The organism is Pseudomonas sp. M30-35, assembly GCF_002163625.1.
Classification (GTDB): Bacteria; Pseudomonadota; Gammaproteobacteria; order Pseudomonadales; family Pseudomonadaceae; genus Aquipseudomonas.
Map to the genome: position 1 here is coordinate 3,009,556 of NZ_CP020892.1, position 13,631 is coordinate 3,023,186.

The window sequence follows — 13,631 nt, forward strand, 5'->3', positions numbered from 1 at the left end:
ATCAGGTGTTAAAAGTCGTCTTCAACCACACCGTCTTTGATTTTGAACTCTCGATTCTGCAAGTAAGCGTTACGCACAAAAATATAGCGATCGCCGACAATCAAACGCTCGGCCGGGAACAGGCTAGCCCGCGTGTCGACCAGGTTAACGCCATACACCACGTTACGCGTAGGCACGTGATCGATAAACAGACTGGTTGCCAGCAAGCCATCAGGCACGCGAGCTGCGGCGTCGCGCACAGTACTCGGGCCAAACAGCGGCAGCACCAGATACGGGCCGCTACCAATGCCCCAGACCGCCAAGGTTTGGCCGACATCTTCGTCGTTACGCTGCAAACCCATGCGTGTGGCTACATCGACAAAGCCCAGCAAACCGAGCGTGGTATTGAAGATAAAACGACTGGTATCGATCCCCGCGTCGTAAACCTTGCCTTGCAACAGGTTGTTGGCCAGGTTGCCAACTTCACCGATGTTGTTAAAGAAGTTATGCACGCCATCTTCTAAAAACTGCGGTGTAACCGCCTGATAGCCTTTGGCTAATGGTTTCAGGGTGTAGGTATCAACGGTGTCATTGATGTTGAACATGGCCCGGTTATAACCAATCCACGGGTCATCTTCATCCGAGGCTTGCACCGCCCCTGAAAGCAGTGCCACGCTCGCGCAGGCAGCCCATAGACTCAGCCGCTCCAACCAGCTTTTTCTGGTGTCTCGCATTAATCAATCTCCTTGAAAATTAAGCGCCGCTGCCGGAGCCTGCCTTTAATGCCGCGCAGTATAATGCTTATCACCCAACCGTGGCAGCATAGTGACCTTTGCAAATGGCTGAAAACAAGCACGTACTTCACACGGCATTAATCCCAGTTCGCTGGGGCGACATGGACAGTTACGGCCACGTCAATAACACCCTCTACTTACAATACCTCGAAGAAGCTCGGGTTGCCTGGTTCAAATATGCCGGGATAACCCTCGATAGCAGCGCGATTGCTCCGGTGGTATTACAGACATTACACACCTACCTGAAGCCGGTTACCCACCCCGCCACCGTCAAGATTGAGCTGTTTACAGGGGCGATTGGCCGGAGCAGCCTGGTGCTGGAACATCGCCTGTCCACTATAGAAGACCCTGCAACCACATACGGTGAAGGCCATTGCAAATTGGTTTGGGTTGATCATCGCTGCAACGCCTCGGTGCCTATGCCCGAGCACGTACGCACTCAACTCGAGGCACTAGACTGAGGTAGGACGCTGCCCTGCGCGTGATTCTGTCATCAGCTGTTCATCTCTCCGTCACGTTAGAGCCTTATGCTCTGGACTAGACCATTTCAAGGATGACGGAATGAACGCGCCAGCCACTCCCCCTCAATTCACAGCGGTATTATTTGGGCTAAGCGGTTGCCTGGTCGATTTTGGTGCCCGAGCACAGCCCCCCAAACTCAGCTCAGGCACGGCCGCCGAAGCTCAATTGGCCAGTCATGCCGAATTAGCACCCGGCGCGCATGAGCTGCTCAATGATTTGCACCAGCACAAAGTCCCCTGTGCTTGGCTTGATGAATTACCCGAGCAGGCCTGCACACAACTGAGCAGCAATCTGCCCGAGTGGATCAAAGCCTGCAATCGCCCTGCCCGCTCGTGGCCTGCACCCGATGCCTGCTGGCAAGCATTGATGGAACTGAATGTCAGCCAACTCGACGGTTGTGTGCTGGTAAGTAGCGAACCGCGTTTGCTCCAAGCGGGCCTTAATGCGGGTTTATGGACCATTGGTTTGGCGGCCTGCGGGCACCTTTGTGGCAAAACCCTGAACGACTGGCAAGCACTTGAAGCCACAGAACGCGAGCGTTTGCGCGCTCAGGCAACACTGACGCTTTATCGGCTCGGTGTGCATGCCGTGACCGATCAACTAACAGAGCTTGGCCCTTGCTTGAGTGATCTCAACCTTCGCCGACTCAAGGGAGAAAGGCCATGACTCTGAGCCTGACGCAATTTACCAAGCAGCTCAGCGCCCTGTTCAGCAATCGTGGCAACCTGCCTTATGGCGAAGACATTAGCCAGATCCAGCATGCGCTGCAGTGTGCAACCTTCGCCGAGCGCTCGGGTTGTCGTAACAGCTTGATTGTCGCCGCGTTGCTGCATGATGTCGGCCACTTACTCGATGACCCTGAAAGCGGTTTGAACGAAGACATGCGCCATGAAGAACGCGGGGCCGAGTTACTGCGCGCACTGTTTGCCGACTCAGTCTGGCAACCCATTCGTCTGCATGTCGCCGCCAAGCGCTATTTATGCGCGGTGGACCCGCTGTACCACGCAGGTTTGTCAGACACGTCGCGCCATAGCTTGCAACTGCAAGGCGGGCCTTTTAATGACCGTGAGATAGAGGCGTTTCTACGCGCGCCTTACGCGCAAGATGCACTCACCCTGCGGCGCCTGGATGACTTGGGCAAAGACCCTCAAATGAAAACCCCAAGCCTTGAGTATTTTTACCCCCATATTGAGAAAGCCTTACTCGCAGCCGACTGAAGCCACAACTGTCCTGCGTTGGCTGTTAGCCCCTGGCTAAATTGTGTCAAAGCTTGATCCTGAACAAGCAAAGCACCTGCAGGTGGATTATCCTGATGGTATAGGCAAGGATCTTTCGCAGCCGCCAAAGGTCCATTGTCTTAACTATTTGAAAAGGGAGCGCCATATGCCTGCTAGCCGTTTGCAGCAGCAACTCGATGAACTGCGTGAGCAGTTGTCCCAAGACTCACCTCTTAGCGAGGAAGAGCGTGCGGAGCTCTACGTTCTGTCTCAGGAGATCGAACTGCAACTGGCGCGCGAAGCCGCAGCCGCGCCGGATGCGACCCTTGTTGACGGTGTCAACCTGGCCGTTGAGCGTTTTGAAGTCAGCCACCCAACCTTGGCTGGCACCCTGCGTAATATTGTGCAGAGCTTGGCCAATATGGGGATCTAATAGATCCCTGTAGGGTGTGACAACGCGAAGCTTGTCTATCAGAATCCGGCAAATTATCCGGATATTTGCAGCGTTAATGGTGGGTAAGCAAGGCATCACCCTAGCGAAGTGCCTCGCTAGCCGCAAAAAAAGCCCAGCAAATGCTGGGTTTTTTGCTTACTGGCGAACCAGTCGCCGATTATCTGGCTTGATCGGCCCTGTGCTGCGATAAGGATTAATGTCCAAGCCGCCACGGCGCACATAACGCGCATACACAGTTAATGAATCCGGTTTGAGTAACCGCTGGATATCGAGAAAGATCCGCTCAACACACTGCTCATGGAAATCGGCGTGCTGGCGAAAGCTCACCAGATAAGCCAGTAAACTGCCTTGATCCAGCGCCGGGCCACGATATTCGATGACCACAGTGCCCCAATCCGGCTGGCCGGTGACTGGGCAATTCGATTTGAGCAAATGGCTGTACAGGGTTTCACTGACCACGCGCAGCGTATCACAACGCAGTAACTCCGGTTGTGGCTGCTCGTAATTGCTGATGCTGATGTCGGCATCATCAATACACAAACCCGGCAGTGACGCGACGCCATCGGCCGCCACATCATCCAGGCTACGCACCTTGACTGAAACCGGCTTACCGGCAACCGCAGACAAGTCCTTGCTCATCACCTCAACCAGCTCGGCAGTGCTTGAAAAGACGCTCTGATTCAGCGAATTGAGGTAAAGCTTGAATGACTTCGACTCGATGATATTGGTTGAGTCCGCAGGAATCGCAAACTCGCCAATTGCCACCACCGGCTTACCCGTAGGCATCAACCAGGACAGCTCGAAACAGTTCCAGAAGTCCACGCCTTGATACGGCAGCGTTTCAGCGTTCAGACCCAGTTCGGCCCACTTTGGCGCGCGAGGGATCGGAAACAGCAACGACGGCGTGTACGTGGCGATGTATTCGCTGGATTTACCCAGCGGCGAATCTTCAGCAGCAGGATGCATATCGGTTACCTGTGAAACGTGCAGCGATTAAGACAGCTCGGCAACAACGTCAATTAGCGCCTGCGCGGGATTGGCCGCCTGGCTAATTGGGCGACCGATTACCAGATAGTCTGAACCAGCAGCCATCGCCTGGCTTGGCGTCAGGATACGGCGCTGGTCATCCTGAGCACTGCCCGCTGGACGAATACCTGGAGTGACCAGTTGCAACTGGGCAAAACGCTGCTTGAGGATTTGCGCTTCTTGCGCCGAACAAACCAGACCATCCATACCCGCCTGTTGCGCCAGACCGGCAAGACGCAGCACCTGTTCCTGTGGCGCAACATCAAGGCCGATGCCAGCCAGATCCTGTTGCTCCATGCTGGTCAGCACGGTCACACCAATCAGCAATGGCTTCGCCCCGCTCAGACTGTCGAGCGTTTCGCGGCAGGCACTCATCATGCGCAAGCCGCCAGAGCAATGAACGTTGACCATCCATACACCCATTTCAGCGGCCGCCTTGACTGCCATGGCCGTGGTGTTGGGAATGTCGTGGAATTTAAGGTCGAGGAATACTTCAAAACCTTTATTGCCCAGCGCGGAAACGATTTCAGGACCGCAGCGCGTGAACAGCTCTTTGCCGACCTTGACCCGGCACAGCTTAGGATCGAGCTGATCAGCCAACGCTAAGGCGGCATCACGGGTCGGAAAATCCAAAGCAACGATGATTGGAGTCTGGCAATCGGACATAGTCGGGCTCTCGTGGTCAATTTCGCCGCGCATTGTAGCCGAAGCGACCGCCAGTTACCGCCTGATTAATCGGACGCCGACGGGCTACCCGCCAATAACCTGCAACTGCGCTTGCAAGCGCGCCGCCTCAGGTCGCCGGCAATTGACTGCGACAGACGCCAAACCCAGCCATGCTGCCATGCGCTGCAGTTGTTCAGCCATCGCCGCAATGGCGCTGTCATCCAACCCGCCCGCCTCGCTGTGCAGCGCGTGCAAAGCCAAGCAACCCTTGGCTCGTTCGGCGCGCAAATCCAGCCGTGCGAGCAGCTGTTCATTGTGCAAAAACGGCAACACGTAATAGCCATACACGCGCTTGTGTTGCGGCGTATAGATTTCCAGACGGTAACGAAAATCAAACAGGCGCTCGGTGCGTTGACGCTGCCAAACCAATGAATCAAACGGCGACAGCAACGCACTTGCCGTCACTTTACGCGGAATCTTCAAGCTGGCGGTCGGGTGATACCCCGGCTTGTCCCAGCCTTGCACGGCAATTTCTGTTAGCTCGCCGGACTCAAGCAATTCGTTGATGCGCACCTTACTGTCGCGCGCATCCAGACGAAAGTAGTCGCGCAGATCAACCTCGCTGGCAACGCCGAGCGCCTGCGCTGAATGCATCAATAATTGGCGCTGCGCCGTGGCTTCATCAATATCCGCATGATTGAGCGCCTCAGCGGGTAAAACTCGCTCCGGCAAGTCATATAAACGCTCGAAACCATTGCGCCCGGCGACCGTGACATGCCCAGCAGCAAACAACCATTCCAACGCATGCTTTTCATCGCTCCAGCCCCACCAAGGGCCTTTCGACTTGTCACCCGCAGCCAGGCTGCCAGCGCCCAATGCGCCGCGTTCCTTGACGGATTGCAAGACTGAACGAATCAGCGGTTGTTGCTCGCGACCGAATTTGGCCAACTGCCGGTAAATACCCTCGCCCTGCTCGGCTCGCCGCATGCGCCAACGCAGTAACGGGTAGACCGACATGGGCAGCAGCGATGCTTCATGCCCCCAATATTCGAAGAGTTTTCGTTGGCGCCCTGAACTCCACGCCGCCTGTTCAAGCAGAGCATGCGAATAATTACCCAGACGTGAGAACAGCGGCAGATAGTGCGAACGCACCAATGCATTGACCGAATCAATTTGCACAACGCCAAGACGTTCAATTGCAGCGTTGAGATGAATGGCTTTTACCGACTTTGGTTGCCGTGAATTAAAACCTTGGGCGGCTAACACCAAGCGTCTTGCCTGCTTGAGTGATAGCGATTGGGTTTCGCGCATGCGGTTCTCCTCAACTGAGCGCTTTACCCTAACTGACCGAAGCAAAAGTGAACAGGCGCGACCCGCTTAAATTACTGCGCCTGTTCAGCGATACAACCACTCATTTGGACGAGCGCTTCAGGGGGTCAATCCAGAACGCTCGCTCAGACTCTTGCACAGCATCAGCGCGAGTCAGGCCTATGTCTTTAAGTGCATCATCACTCAAGGTCGCCAGTTGATGACGCTCTTTGGCCAGTTGATTCCAGCGCTTGAGTTGCGCCCAAATCAGTCCAGCATAAACGCGAACTGACAAGCCTTTTACCGACCCTACACTTGCGACTGCATAACCTTTTTGAGCTTTCATTTTTTCGCCCTCCTTTAGGGATAGCGATAGTCTCCTGCGTGGCCTATGATCAATCCAACGAATGTTTCTTATGCAATACATCTCTGAGATTGATCAATGGCTAACTACCCAAGTATCGACAGTGAACTGCTGCGCACCTTTGTCGCGATTGCCGACTACGGTGGCTTTACCCGGGCTGCCGAAGTGGTTAATCGCACTCAGTCGGCGGTGAGCATGCAGATGAAGCGCTTGGAAGATGACGTGATGCAGCGTCCATTGTTTCAGCGTGACGGCCGCCAACTCAGCCTCACTGCAGAGGGCCAGGTGCTGCTCGGTTATGCACGGCGGATTCTTAAACTGCATGGCGAGGTGATGACCACCTTGCGCGAACCACACATGGTGGGTTCGGTGCGCATTGGCACGCCGGACGATTACGTGATGCGTTTTATGCCGGGGATTCTCTCGCGGTTTGCTCAGGCTTACCCGCTGGTACAGGTCGATTTGCACTGCGAGCCGTCGTTCCAGTTGCTGCAACGTCACGATCTTGATTTGACCATCGTCACCCGCGAGCCAGGCACTGAAATCGGTCAACTGCTGCGTCAAGAACGTATCGTCTGGGCCGAGGCGGTCGGCTTCAGCCCCCATGAGCAAACACCACTGCCACTGGCGATGTTCAACTCAGAATGCTTTTGCCGCTCGTGGGCCTGCAACGCATTGGACTCAAGTGAGCGGGAATACCGTATGGCCTACACCAGCCCGAGCCTGTCGGCAATTATGGCGGTGGTCAGTGCAGGGCTCGCAATCACCGCGCAATTGCAGAGCCTGATCACGCCGAACATGCGAATTATCGGTGAGCATGAAGGCTTACCGGCAATGCCGATGGCCAGCATTGTTTTATTGCGCAATAACAAGAGTCACTCGCCAGTGACTGAAACCCTGGCGGAGCACATCATCGACGGCTTCAAACTTTAAACGCGAGCAACACCGCGCACACCACCAGGAACCCTGCAAACATGGCGCGCAGCACCCGTTCGGGCAGAGCGTGCGCCAGCTTTACCCCCCAACTGATACTGAGCAAGCCGCCAATAGCCAGTGGCAAGCCCATCATCCAGTCAACGTGGTCGTGCAAGCCATAAGTGACCAGTGTTACCGCGGTACTGGGCGCCGCCAGCGCCAGCGATAAACCTTGAGCGACCACCTGCGTGGTGCCAAAAACACTGGTCAGCACGGGCGTGGCAACCACTGCACCGCCGACCCCAAGCAAGCCGCCAAGTAAACCCGCGCCGCCACCCAGCCCCCCCAACCACGGCCAAGGATGACGCAGCTCGGTACTGCCCGCGACGGGCCGGTAAAACAAGCGCGAAATGTTGTACGCCGCTAGTGCCAGCAAAAACACAATAAAGCCAACCCGCATGCGCTCTGCATCAATGTTTACCGCCCAGCCAGCGCCAAGCAGCGCGAAACAAAAACTGCTGACTGCCAATAACAGAGCATGCCGAGGCTCGATCCGATTGCGCTGATGATAGCGCCACACTGCCAACAGCACGTTCGGCACAACCATGACCAGCGCGGTGCCTTGGGCTAATTGCTGATCAAGACCAAACAAGATGCCGAGTGCAGGAATAGCGATCAAGCCGCCGCCGATACCGAACAAACCACCCAGCGAGCCGAGCATGGCACCCAGGACGAGGTTAATTGCAAAATCCAACAGACTCATAAATCACTGCGTTCGGCTTAAGGGTAAGGGTGCAGCACATGCTATAGCCTTGGTACTAGTCTGGAAACGCACAGCAGCGCACAATGGCTATGCATACTTCGCACAAGCGAGCTGAGAGATGAATCCCGACGCCCTGACCCATCAGCTGATCCTGTTTCTCGACGTACTCGAAACGGGTAGCTTTTCGGCGGCTGCACGACGCCATCCGCTGACCCCTTCGGCAGTCGCCCGACGGATTGATGCATTGGAACGTTCACTGGGCAGCAGCCTGTTCAATCGCACCACCCATGCGGTACGAGTAACACCGGCCGGTATCGCGTTCGCCGAGCGGGCAAAACGTATTCTCAATGAATTGAATCTGGCGCGCGCCGAAGCGGTATCTCTCAGCAACGAGCCCGAAGGCTTGATTCGCATTGATGCGCCCTCGCCTTTTGGTCGCCGCCACTTGGCCCCGGCGATTGCCGACTTTCTATTGGCCTATCCGGGTCTGGATGTGCAGTTACGCTTGATCGACAGTTTTGTTGACCTGCATGGCGCGCATTTGGGTGAAGTGGATGTGGTCTTGCGGATCGGCCCCTTGCAGGACACACGCTTGGTTGCCACTGCCCTGTCGCCCTTGGTGCGAATTGTATGTGCCAGCCCCGACTACCTCGCACAACGCGGTATTCCACGTAAACCCAGCGAGCTTATTGAACACGACGGGCTCGACTGGGACAGTCTGGCGCCGCCCTATGCCTGGCGTTTCGAGCAAGACGGCAAGCTCAACATCTTCAAACCCCAGCGCATGCGCATGACCGCCAACAATGCTGAAACGCTGCTGTTCAGCGCACTGTCCGGCCTTGGCATCGCCCACTTGCCAACCTGGTTGATCAGCGAGCACTTGCTGCGTGGCGAACTCGTCCCGCTGTTCTGTGATGACGGGCTCCCAGCGCCCGAACCCAGCGGTATCTATGCCCTGCGGTTAGACCGAGAAACCGGTTCCCGCAGCCGACTGTTGCTGGAGTTCCTGAAATCACGCTTTGGCCCCGTGCCGCCGTGGGATACAGCCTTGCACAGCAGCCTCAATCACCACTGAGCAAACACGCAGATGCAGTGCGCATCGACGTGTTTGCTCCTTGTTCAGCGTTAAGCCGCGGCGCCAGCATCTGCCTGCAAACCTGCCGACTCAACAGCGCCAACCGCACACTGCTCGTCGATATCTGAGGTGTCGCCGGTAATCCCGATTGCACCGAGAATCTCGCCACCGCTGCTGCGAATCAGCACCCCACCCGGCGCAGGCACCAGATTGCCATCCGCCAGGTTATTCACCGAGCCAATAAATGTTGGGCGCTGTTGCGCGTCCACCGCAATGGCTCGCGAACCCTTGCCCAGCGCCAGCGCGCCCCAGGCTTTACCCACTGCGATCTGCGGGCGCAACAAACTGGCGCCGTCCTCACGCTGCAAGCTGATCAAGTGTCCACCCGCATCCAAAACGGCAACCGTTAATGGCGCGGTTTTGATCTCATGCGCTATGGCAAGCGCCCGTTGGCTAATGGTTGTTGCGACATCCAAGGTTAAAGTCTTCATGGCAAGGCCATCCTTAATGAAGTGAAAAATCAAAGAAACACCTCACCACGCCAGCAGTGCGCGCAAGGCAATCAAAAATCCACATCACTATCTCACCAGATACAAAAAACTCAACACATAAATACAATTTATTTGTGTTTTGTATACAAATAATAAGCCAGCTAACGAACCTAACCAAAACATCCTTTAAAACACCTGTTTTAAAAGAAATTCCGCTTAAAACGTCTATTCCCCCAAAAATAGTTGACCGGAAAGTCATGCCATGAATAGAATCAAGCACAGCAACTTGTATACAATTTAACAATAAAAGAGGCACAAGAAATGGCCAGAATGAGAGCAATTGAGGCCGCCGTACTGGTGATGCGTCGCGAAGGTGTTGACACCGCGTTTGGCATCCCCGGCGCTGCCATCAACCCGCTGTACGCAGCGCTTAACAAAGTGGGTGGCATTGACCACGTCCTGGCCCGTCACGTCGAAGGCGCTTCGCACATGGCCGAAGGCTACACCCGCACCAACGCTGGCAACATCGGCGTGTGTATCGGTACCTCAGGCCCTGCAGGTACTGACATGGTGACTGGCTTGTACTCAGCCAGCGCTGACTCCATCCCGATTCTGTGCATCACCGGCCAGGCGCCGCGTGCGCGTATGCACAAGGAAGACTTCCAAGCCGTTGATATCACCAGCATCGTCAAGCCTGTGACTAAATGGGCGACCACGGTAATGGAGCCCGGCCAAGTGCCACGTGCGTTCCAGAAAGCCTTTTATGAAATGCGCTCGGGTCGCCCCGGTCCCGTGCTGATCGACCTGCCGTTTGATGTACAAATGGCCGAGATCGAATTTGATATCGACGCTTATGAGCCAATGCCTCTGGCTAAGCCGGCTGCCACTCGCGTGCAAGCTGAAAAAGCCCTGACCATGCTCAACGAAGCAGACCGTCCGCTGCTGGTTGCAGGTGGCGGTATTTTCAATGCTGACGCGGCTGACAAACTGGTCGAATTTGCCGAACTGACTGGTGTGCCTGTTGTGCCCACATTGATGGGCTGGGGTTCTATCCCGGACGACCACAAGCTGATGGTTGGCATGGTTGGCCTGCAAACCTCGCACCGCTACGGCAACGCCACGCTGCTGGAATCCGACTTGGTATTCGGTATCGGTAACCGCTGGGCTAACCGCCACACCGGTACCGTTGAGGTGTACACCGAGGGCCGCAAATTCATCCACGTTGATATCGAACCGACGCAAATCGGTCGTGTATTCAACCCGGATCTAGGCATCGTTTCTGATGCAGGCGCCGCGCTTGATGCATTCCTTGAGGTTGCCCGCGAGTGGAAAGCTGCTGGCAAACTGAAAGACCGCAGTGCTTGGGTTGATGCATGCCGCGAGCGCAAGCGCACCATGCAGCGCAAGACTCACTTCGAAAACGTGCCGGTAAAACCCCAGCGCGTGTACGAAGAGATGAACGAGTTCTTCGGCAAAGACACCTGCTACGTCACCACCATTGGTTTGTCACAAATTGCTGGCGCGCAGTTCTTGCATGTCTACAAGCCGCGCCACTGGATCAACTGTGGCCAGGCGGGCCCGCTCGGCTGGACCGTTCCGGCTGCATTGGGTGTGGCCAAGGCTGACCCTAGCCGCAACATTGTCGCGCTGTCTGGCGACTATGACTTCCAGTTCATGATTGAAGAGCTGGCCGTCGGCGCGCAATTCAACCTGCCGTACATCCATGTCGTGGTGAACAACTCCTACCTGGGCTTGATTCGTCAGGCACAGCGCGGCTTTGAGATGGATTACTGCGTGCAGCTGGCGTTCGAAAACATCAACGCCCCAGAGCTCAACGGTTATGGCGTCGACCACGTTGCAGTGGTTGAAGGCTTGGGCTGTAAAGCCATCCGTGTGTTCGAGCCTAACGACTTGCAGGCCGCCTTCGCCAAAGCCAAAGCGCTGATGGAAGAGCACCGCGTACCGGTTGTGGTTGAAGTGATTCTGGAGCGTGTAACCAACATTTCCATGGGCACTGAAATCAACGCGGTTAACGAATTTGAAGAACTGGCTGCTCGCGGTGCTGACGCGCCGACAGCCATCTCCATGCTCGACTAATAGCCGATCAAAACCTCCCTCTCCAACCCGAGAGGGAGCCAATCCAGGGAGCCATTTATGCCTCGTTTCGCTGCCAATTTATCCATGTTGTTCACTGAAGTGGATTTCATGGATCGTTTCGCTGCTGCCGCCGACGCGGGTTTCAGCGGTGTTGAATACCTGTTTCCGTATGACTTCGCTGCTGGCGATATCAAAATCGAACTCGACAACAACAAGCTCGAACAAGTGCTGTTCAACCTGCCTGCCGGTGACTGGGCTAAAGGTGAGCGCGGCATAGCTTGTCACCCGGATCGCGTTGAGGAGTTCCGCGCCGGTGTCGACACCGCAATTGCCTACGCCAAAGTCTTGGGCAACAGTCAGATCAACTGCTTGGCCGGTATTCGTCCGCAAGGTTATGACTGCGCAACTGTCGAGCAGACCTTTGTCGACAACCTCAAGTTTGCTGCCGAGAAGCTCGCTGACGCCGGTATCAAGCTGGTCATGGAAATGATCAACACCCGTGACATTCCGGGTTTCTACCTGAACACCACGGCACAAGCCTTGGCGATTCGCGACAAAGTCGGTAGCAGCAACCTGTACCTGCAATACGACATCTATCACATGCAAATCATGGAGGGTGATCTGGCCCGCACCGTGAGCGGCAACCTAGCGGTGATCAACCACGTACAGCTGGCCGACAACCCGGGCCGCAACGAGCCGGGCACAGGCGAGATCAATTACCGCTTCATGTTCGAACACCTGGACCGCATTGGCTACCAGGGTTGGATTGGCTGTGAATACAAGCCAGCCACCACCACCGCTGCCGGCCTCGGCTGGATGAAAGCGCATAACGCAATTTAAGGAGCACTGTCATGGCTAAAATCGGATTTCTCGGTACCGGCATCATGGGCAAGCCCATGGCTGAGAACCTGCAAAAAGCAGGTCATCAATTGTTTCTTTCAACTCACCACGACGAAGCCCCCGCTGACTTGGTCGCTGCAGGCGCTATCGCGCTGGCCAACCCAAAAGAAGTAGCGCAAGAAGCTGAATTCATCATCGTCATGGTTCCGGACACCCCGCATGTTGAAGACGTGCTGTTCCGCGAAAATGGCGTTGCTGATGGTGTGGGCCCAAACAAAGTCGTGATCGACATGAGCTCGATCTCGCCAAGCGCGACCAAAACCTTCGCTGAAAAAATCAAAGCGACTGGTGCAGCGTATCTGGACGCTCCAGTGTCCGGCGGTGAAGTTGGCGCTAAGGCAGCCACCTTGTCGATCATGGTTGGCGGCTGTGAAAAAGCCTTCGAACGCGTCCTGCCGTTGTTCCAGTCGATGGGTAAAAACATCACCCGCGTTGGCGGTAATGGTGACGGCCAGACCGCAAAAGTGGCTAACCAGATCATCGTCGCGCTGAACATTCAAGCAGTTGCTGAAGCCTTGCTGTTTGCTGCCAAGAACGGCGCGGACCCAGCCAAGGTGCGTGAAGCACTGATGGGCGGCTTTGCCGGTTCGAAGATACTTGAAGTACACGGCGAACGCATGATCAAGGGCACCTTTGATCCGGGCTTCCGCATCAGCCTGCACCAGAAAGACCTTAATCTGGCACTGGCTGGCGCACGCGAGTTGGGCCTTAACCTGCCAAACACCGCCAACGCCCAGCAAGTGTTCAGCACCTGCGCGGCTATCGGTGGCAGCAACTGGGATCACTCAGCGCTGGTTAAAGGCCTGGAGCACATGGCCAACTTCTCGATCCGCGACAAGTAAGGCCTCGTAGGGTGAGACAACGCGAAGCTTGTCCACCGGAATTTATGGCAACTCGAATATCCGTTGTCACACTCGAATATCCGTTGCCACAAATGGTGGGTGAAAAAAGCGTCACCCACCCTACGAAAGCGACATCTGCACCCTGGCTTGGACAGCGTAAAAGCTGTCCGGCTAAACAGAGCAACAAATCAGGTGATGCGTCCAAGGTAGGTTGGACA

At 55.7% G+C, this 13,631-nt stretch carries 16 protein-coding genes; 9 read left to right on the forward strand and 7 right to left on the reverse strand.

Translation table 11 applies throughout. The features are described 5' to 3' along the window. Positions 1-8: 8 nt before the first annotated feature. Complete coding sequence (locus B9K09_RS13845; protein WP_087517367.1) at positions 9-713, reverse strand: VacJ family lipoprotein; 705 nt, start codon at positions 711-713, stop codon at positions 9-11. A 104-nt stretch (positions 714-817) separates the two neighbouring features. Between B9K09_RS13845 and B9K09_RS13850 the strand changes: the two genes are divergently transcribed. From B9K09_RS13850 to B9K09_RS13865, 4 genes are all read left to right on the forward strand, one after another. Next, on the forward strand, positions 818-1,234 hold the full coding sequence (locus B9K09_RS13850; RefSeq protein WP_087517368.1) for a thioesterase family protein: 417 nt from the start codon (positions 818-820) through the stop codon (positions 1,232-1,234). 100 nt (positions 1,235-1,334) lie between these two features. After that, a complete protein-coding gene (locus B9K09_RS13855) occupies positions 1,335-1,961 on the forward strand; it encodes a phosphatase (RefSeq protein ID WP_087517369.1) in 627 nt (208 codons plus the stop codon). Beyond that, positions 1,958-2,512, forward strand: a complete 555-nt coding sequence (locus tag B9K09_RS13860; protein ID WP_087517370.1) for a phosphonate degradation HD-domain oxygenase — start codon at positions 1,958-1,960, stop codon at positions 2,510-2,512. Before B9K09_RS13855 ends, B9K09_RS13860 begins: the two co-directional genes overlap by 4 nt. 166 nt (positions 2,513-2,678) lie before the next feature. Further along, on the forward strand, positions 2,679-2,945 hold the full coding sequence (locus B9K09_RS13865) for a DUF4404 family protein (protein WP_087517371.1): 267 nt from the start codon (positions 2,679-2,681) through the stop codon (positions 2,943-2,945). Positions 2,946-3,101: 156 nt separating this feature from the next. Here the strand turns inward: B9K09_RS13865 and queF are convergent, their stop codons facing one another. The 4 genes from queF to B9K09_RS13885 form a co-directional block, all read right to left on the reverse strand. Further along, positions 3,102-3,932, reverse strand: a complete 831-nt coding sequence (queF, locus tag B9K09_RS13870) for an NADPH-dependent 7-cyano-7-deazaguanine reductase QueF (RefSeq protein ID WP_087517372.1) — start codon at positions 3,930-3,932, stop codon at positions 3,102-3,104. A 27-nt stretch (positions 3,933-3,959) separates the two neighbouring features. Continuing rightward, positions 3,960-4,658, reverse strand: a complete 699-nt coding sequence (pyrF, locus tag B9K09_RS13875) for an orotidine-5'-phosphate decarboxylase (RefSeq protein WP_087519108.1) — start codon at positions 4,656-4,658, stop codon at positions 3,960-3,962. 84 nt (positions 4,659-4,742) lie between these two features. Beyond that, on the reverse strand, positions 4,743-5,969 hold the full coding sequence (locus B9K09_RS13880) for a winged helix-turn-helix domain-containing protein (protein WP_087517373.1): 1,227 nt from the start codon (positions 5,967-5,969) through the stop codon (positions 4,743-4,745). A 100-nt stretch (positions 5,970-6,069) separates the two neighbouring features. Beyond that, the gene (locus B9K09_RS13885) at positions 6,070-6,312 is read right to left on the reverse strand and encodes a DUF1127 domain-containing protein (RefSeq protein ID WP_087517374.1); all 243 of its coding nucleotides are present in this window, start codon (positions 6,310-6,312) and stop codon (positions 6,070-6,072) included. A 96-nt stretch (positions 6,313-6,408) separates the two neighbouring features. On the opposite strand from B9K09_RS13885, the gene B9K09_RS13890 reads away from it, so the two are divergent. Then, entirely contained in the window at positions 6,409-7,263 is an 855-nt protein-coding gene (locus B9K09_RS13890; protein WP_087517375.1) for a LysR substrate-binding domain-containing protein, read from the forward strand. On the opposite strand, the gene B9K09_RS13895 is transcribed toward B9K09_RS13890, so the two are convergent. Further along, the gene (locus B9K09_RS13895) at positions 7,253-8,008 is read right to left on the reverse strand and encodes a sulfite exporter TauE/SafE family protein (protein ID WP_177408668.1); all 756 of its coding nucleotides are present in this window, start codon (positions 8,006-8,008) and stop codon (positions 7,253-7,255) included. The genes B9K09_RS13890 and B9K09_RS13895 overlap by 11 nt on opposite strands. Positions 8,009-8,126: 118 nt before the next feature. Here B9K09_RS13895 and B9K09_RS13900 point away from each other — a divergent pair, with 118 nt between their 5' ends. Beyond that, positions 8,127-9,083 carry a LysR family transcriptional regulator gene (locus B9K09_RS13900; RefSeq protein WP_087517376.1) on the forward strand — a complete coding sequence of 319 codons (957 nt, stop codon included), beginning with the start codon at positions 8,127-8,129 and terminating at the stop codon, positions 9,081-9,083. Positions 9,084-9,133: 50 nt separating this feature from the next. Here the strand turns inward: B9K09_RS13900 and B9K09_RS13905 are convergent, their stop codons facing one another. Next, complete coding sequence (locus B9K09_RS13905) at positions 9,134-9,574, reverse strand: heme-binding protein (RefSeq protein ID WP_087517377.1); 441 nt, start codon at positions 9,572-9,574, stop codon at positions 9,134-9,136. 321 nt (positions 9,575-9,895) lie between these two features. Between B9K09_RS13905 and gcl the strand changes: the two genes are divergently transcribed. From gcl to B9K09_RS13920, 3 genes are read left to right on the forward strand one after another with little or no spacing between them, the layout of a single operon-like run. Continuing rightward, complete coding sequence (gene gcl, locus B9K09_RS13910; RefSeq protein WP_087517378.1) at positions 9,896-11,671, forward strand: glyoxylate carboligase; 1,776 nt, start codon at positions 9,896-9,898, stop codon at positions 11,669-11,671. Between the two features lie 57 nt (positions 11,672-11,728). Continuing rightward, positions 11,729-12,511, forward strand: coding sequence for a hydroxypyruvate isomerase (hyi, locus tag B9K09_RS13915; protein ID WP_087517379.1), 783 nt, complete (start codon positions 11,729-11,731; stop codon positions 12,509-12,511). An 11-nt stretch (positions 12,512-12,522) separates the two neighbouring features. Beyond that, the gene (locus B9K09_RS13920) at positions 12,523-13,413 is read left to right on the forward strand and encodes a 2-hydroxy-3-oxopropionate reductase (RefSeq protein ID WP_087517380.1); all 891 of its coding nucleotides are present in this window, start codon (positions 12,523-12,525) and stop codon (positions 13,411-13,413) included. Positions 13,414-13,631: the final 218 nt, after the last annotated feature.

What these genes read in the sequence shown, in the direction of transcription:
- B9K09_RS13860 (WP_087517370.1), top strand. Translation starts at nt 1,958, where the DNA reads ATGACTCTGAGCCTGACGCAATTTACCAAGCAGCTCAGCGCCCTGTTC.
- B9K09_RS13920 (WP_087517380.1), top strand. Translation starts at nt 12,523, where the DNA reads ATGGCTAAAATCGGATTTCTCGGTACCGGCATCATGGGCAAGCCCATG.
- B9K09_RS13865 (WP_087517371.1), top strand. Translation starts at nt 2,679, where the DNA reads ATGCCTGCTAGCCGTTTGCAGCAGCAACTCGATGAACTGCGTGAGCAG.
- B9K09_RS13905 (WP_087517377.1), bottom strand. Translation starts at nt 9,574, where the DNA reads ATGAAGACTTTAACCTTGGATGTCGCAACAACCATTAGCCAACGGGCG.
- B9K09_RS13850 (WP_087517368.1), top strand. Translation starts at nt 818, where the DNA reads ATGGCTGAAAACAAGCACGTACTTCACACGGCATTAATCCCAGTTCGC.
- B9K09_RS13880 (WP_087517373.1), bottom strand. Translation starts at nt 5,969, where the DNA reads ATGCGCGAAACCCAATCGCTATCACTCAAGCAGGCAAGACGCTTGGTG.
- gcl (WP_087517378.1), top strand. Translation starts at nt 9,896, where the DNA reads ATGGCCAGAATGAGAGCAATTGAGGCCGCCGTACTGGTGATGCGTCGC.
- B9K09_RS13845 (WP_087517367.1), bottom strand. Translation starts at nt 713, where the DNA reads ATGCGAGACACCAGAAAAAGCTGGTTGGAGCGGCTGAGTCTATGGGCT.
- B9K09_RS13885 (WP_087517374.1), bottom strand. Translation starts at nt 6,312, where the DNA reads ATGAAAGCTCAAAAAGGTTATGCAGTCGCAAGTGTAGGGTCGGTAAAA.
- B9K09_RS13895 (WP_177408668.1), bottom strand. Translation starts at nt 8,008, where the DNA reads ATGAGTCTGTTGGATTTTGCAATTAACCTCGTCCTGGGTGCCATGCTC.
- B9K09_RS13890 (WP_087517375.1), top strand. Translation starts at nt 6,409, where the DNA reads ATGGCTAACTACCCAAGTATCGACAGTGAACTGCTGCGCACCTTTGTC.
- pyrF (WP_087519108.1), bottom strand. Translation starts at nt 4,658, where the DNA reads ATGTCCGATTGCCAGACTCCAATCATCGTTGCTTTGGATTTTCCGACC.
- hyi (WP_087517379.1), top strand. Translation starts at nt 11,729, where the DNA reads ATGCCTCGTTTCGCTGCCAATTTATCCATGTTGTTCACTGAAGTGGAT.
- B9K09_RS13855 (WP_087517369.1), top strand. Translation starts at nt 1,335, where the DNA reads ATGAACGCGCCAGCCACTCCCCCTCAATTCACAGCGGTATTATTTGGG.
- B9K09_RS13900 (WP_087517376.1), top strand. Translation starts at nt 8,127, where the DNA reads ATGAATCCCGACGCCCTGACCCATCAGCTGATCCTGTTTCTCGACGTA.
- queF (WP_087517372.1), bottom strand. Translation starts at nt 3,932, where the DNA reads ATGCATCCTGCTGCTGAAGATTCGCCGCTGGGTAAATCCAGCGAATAC.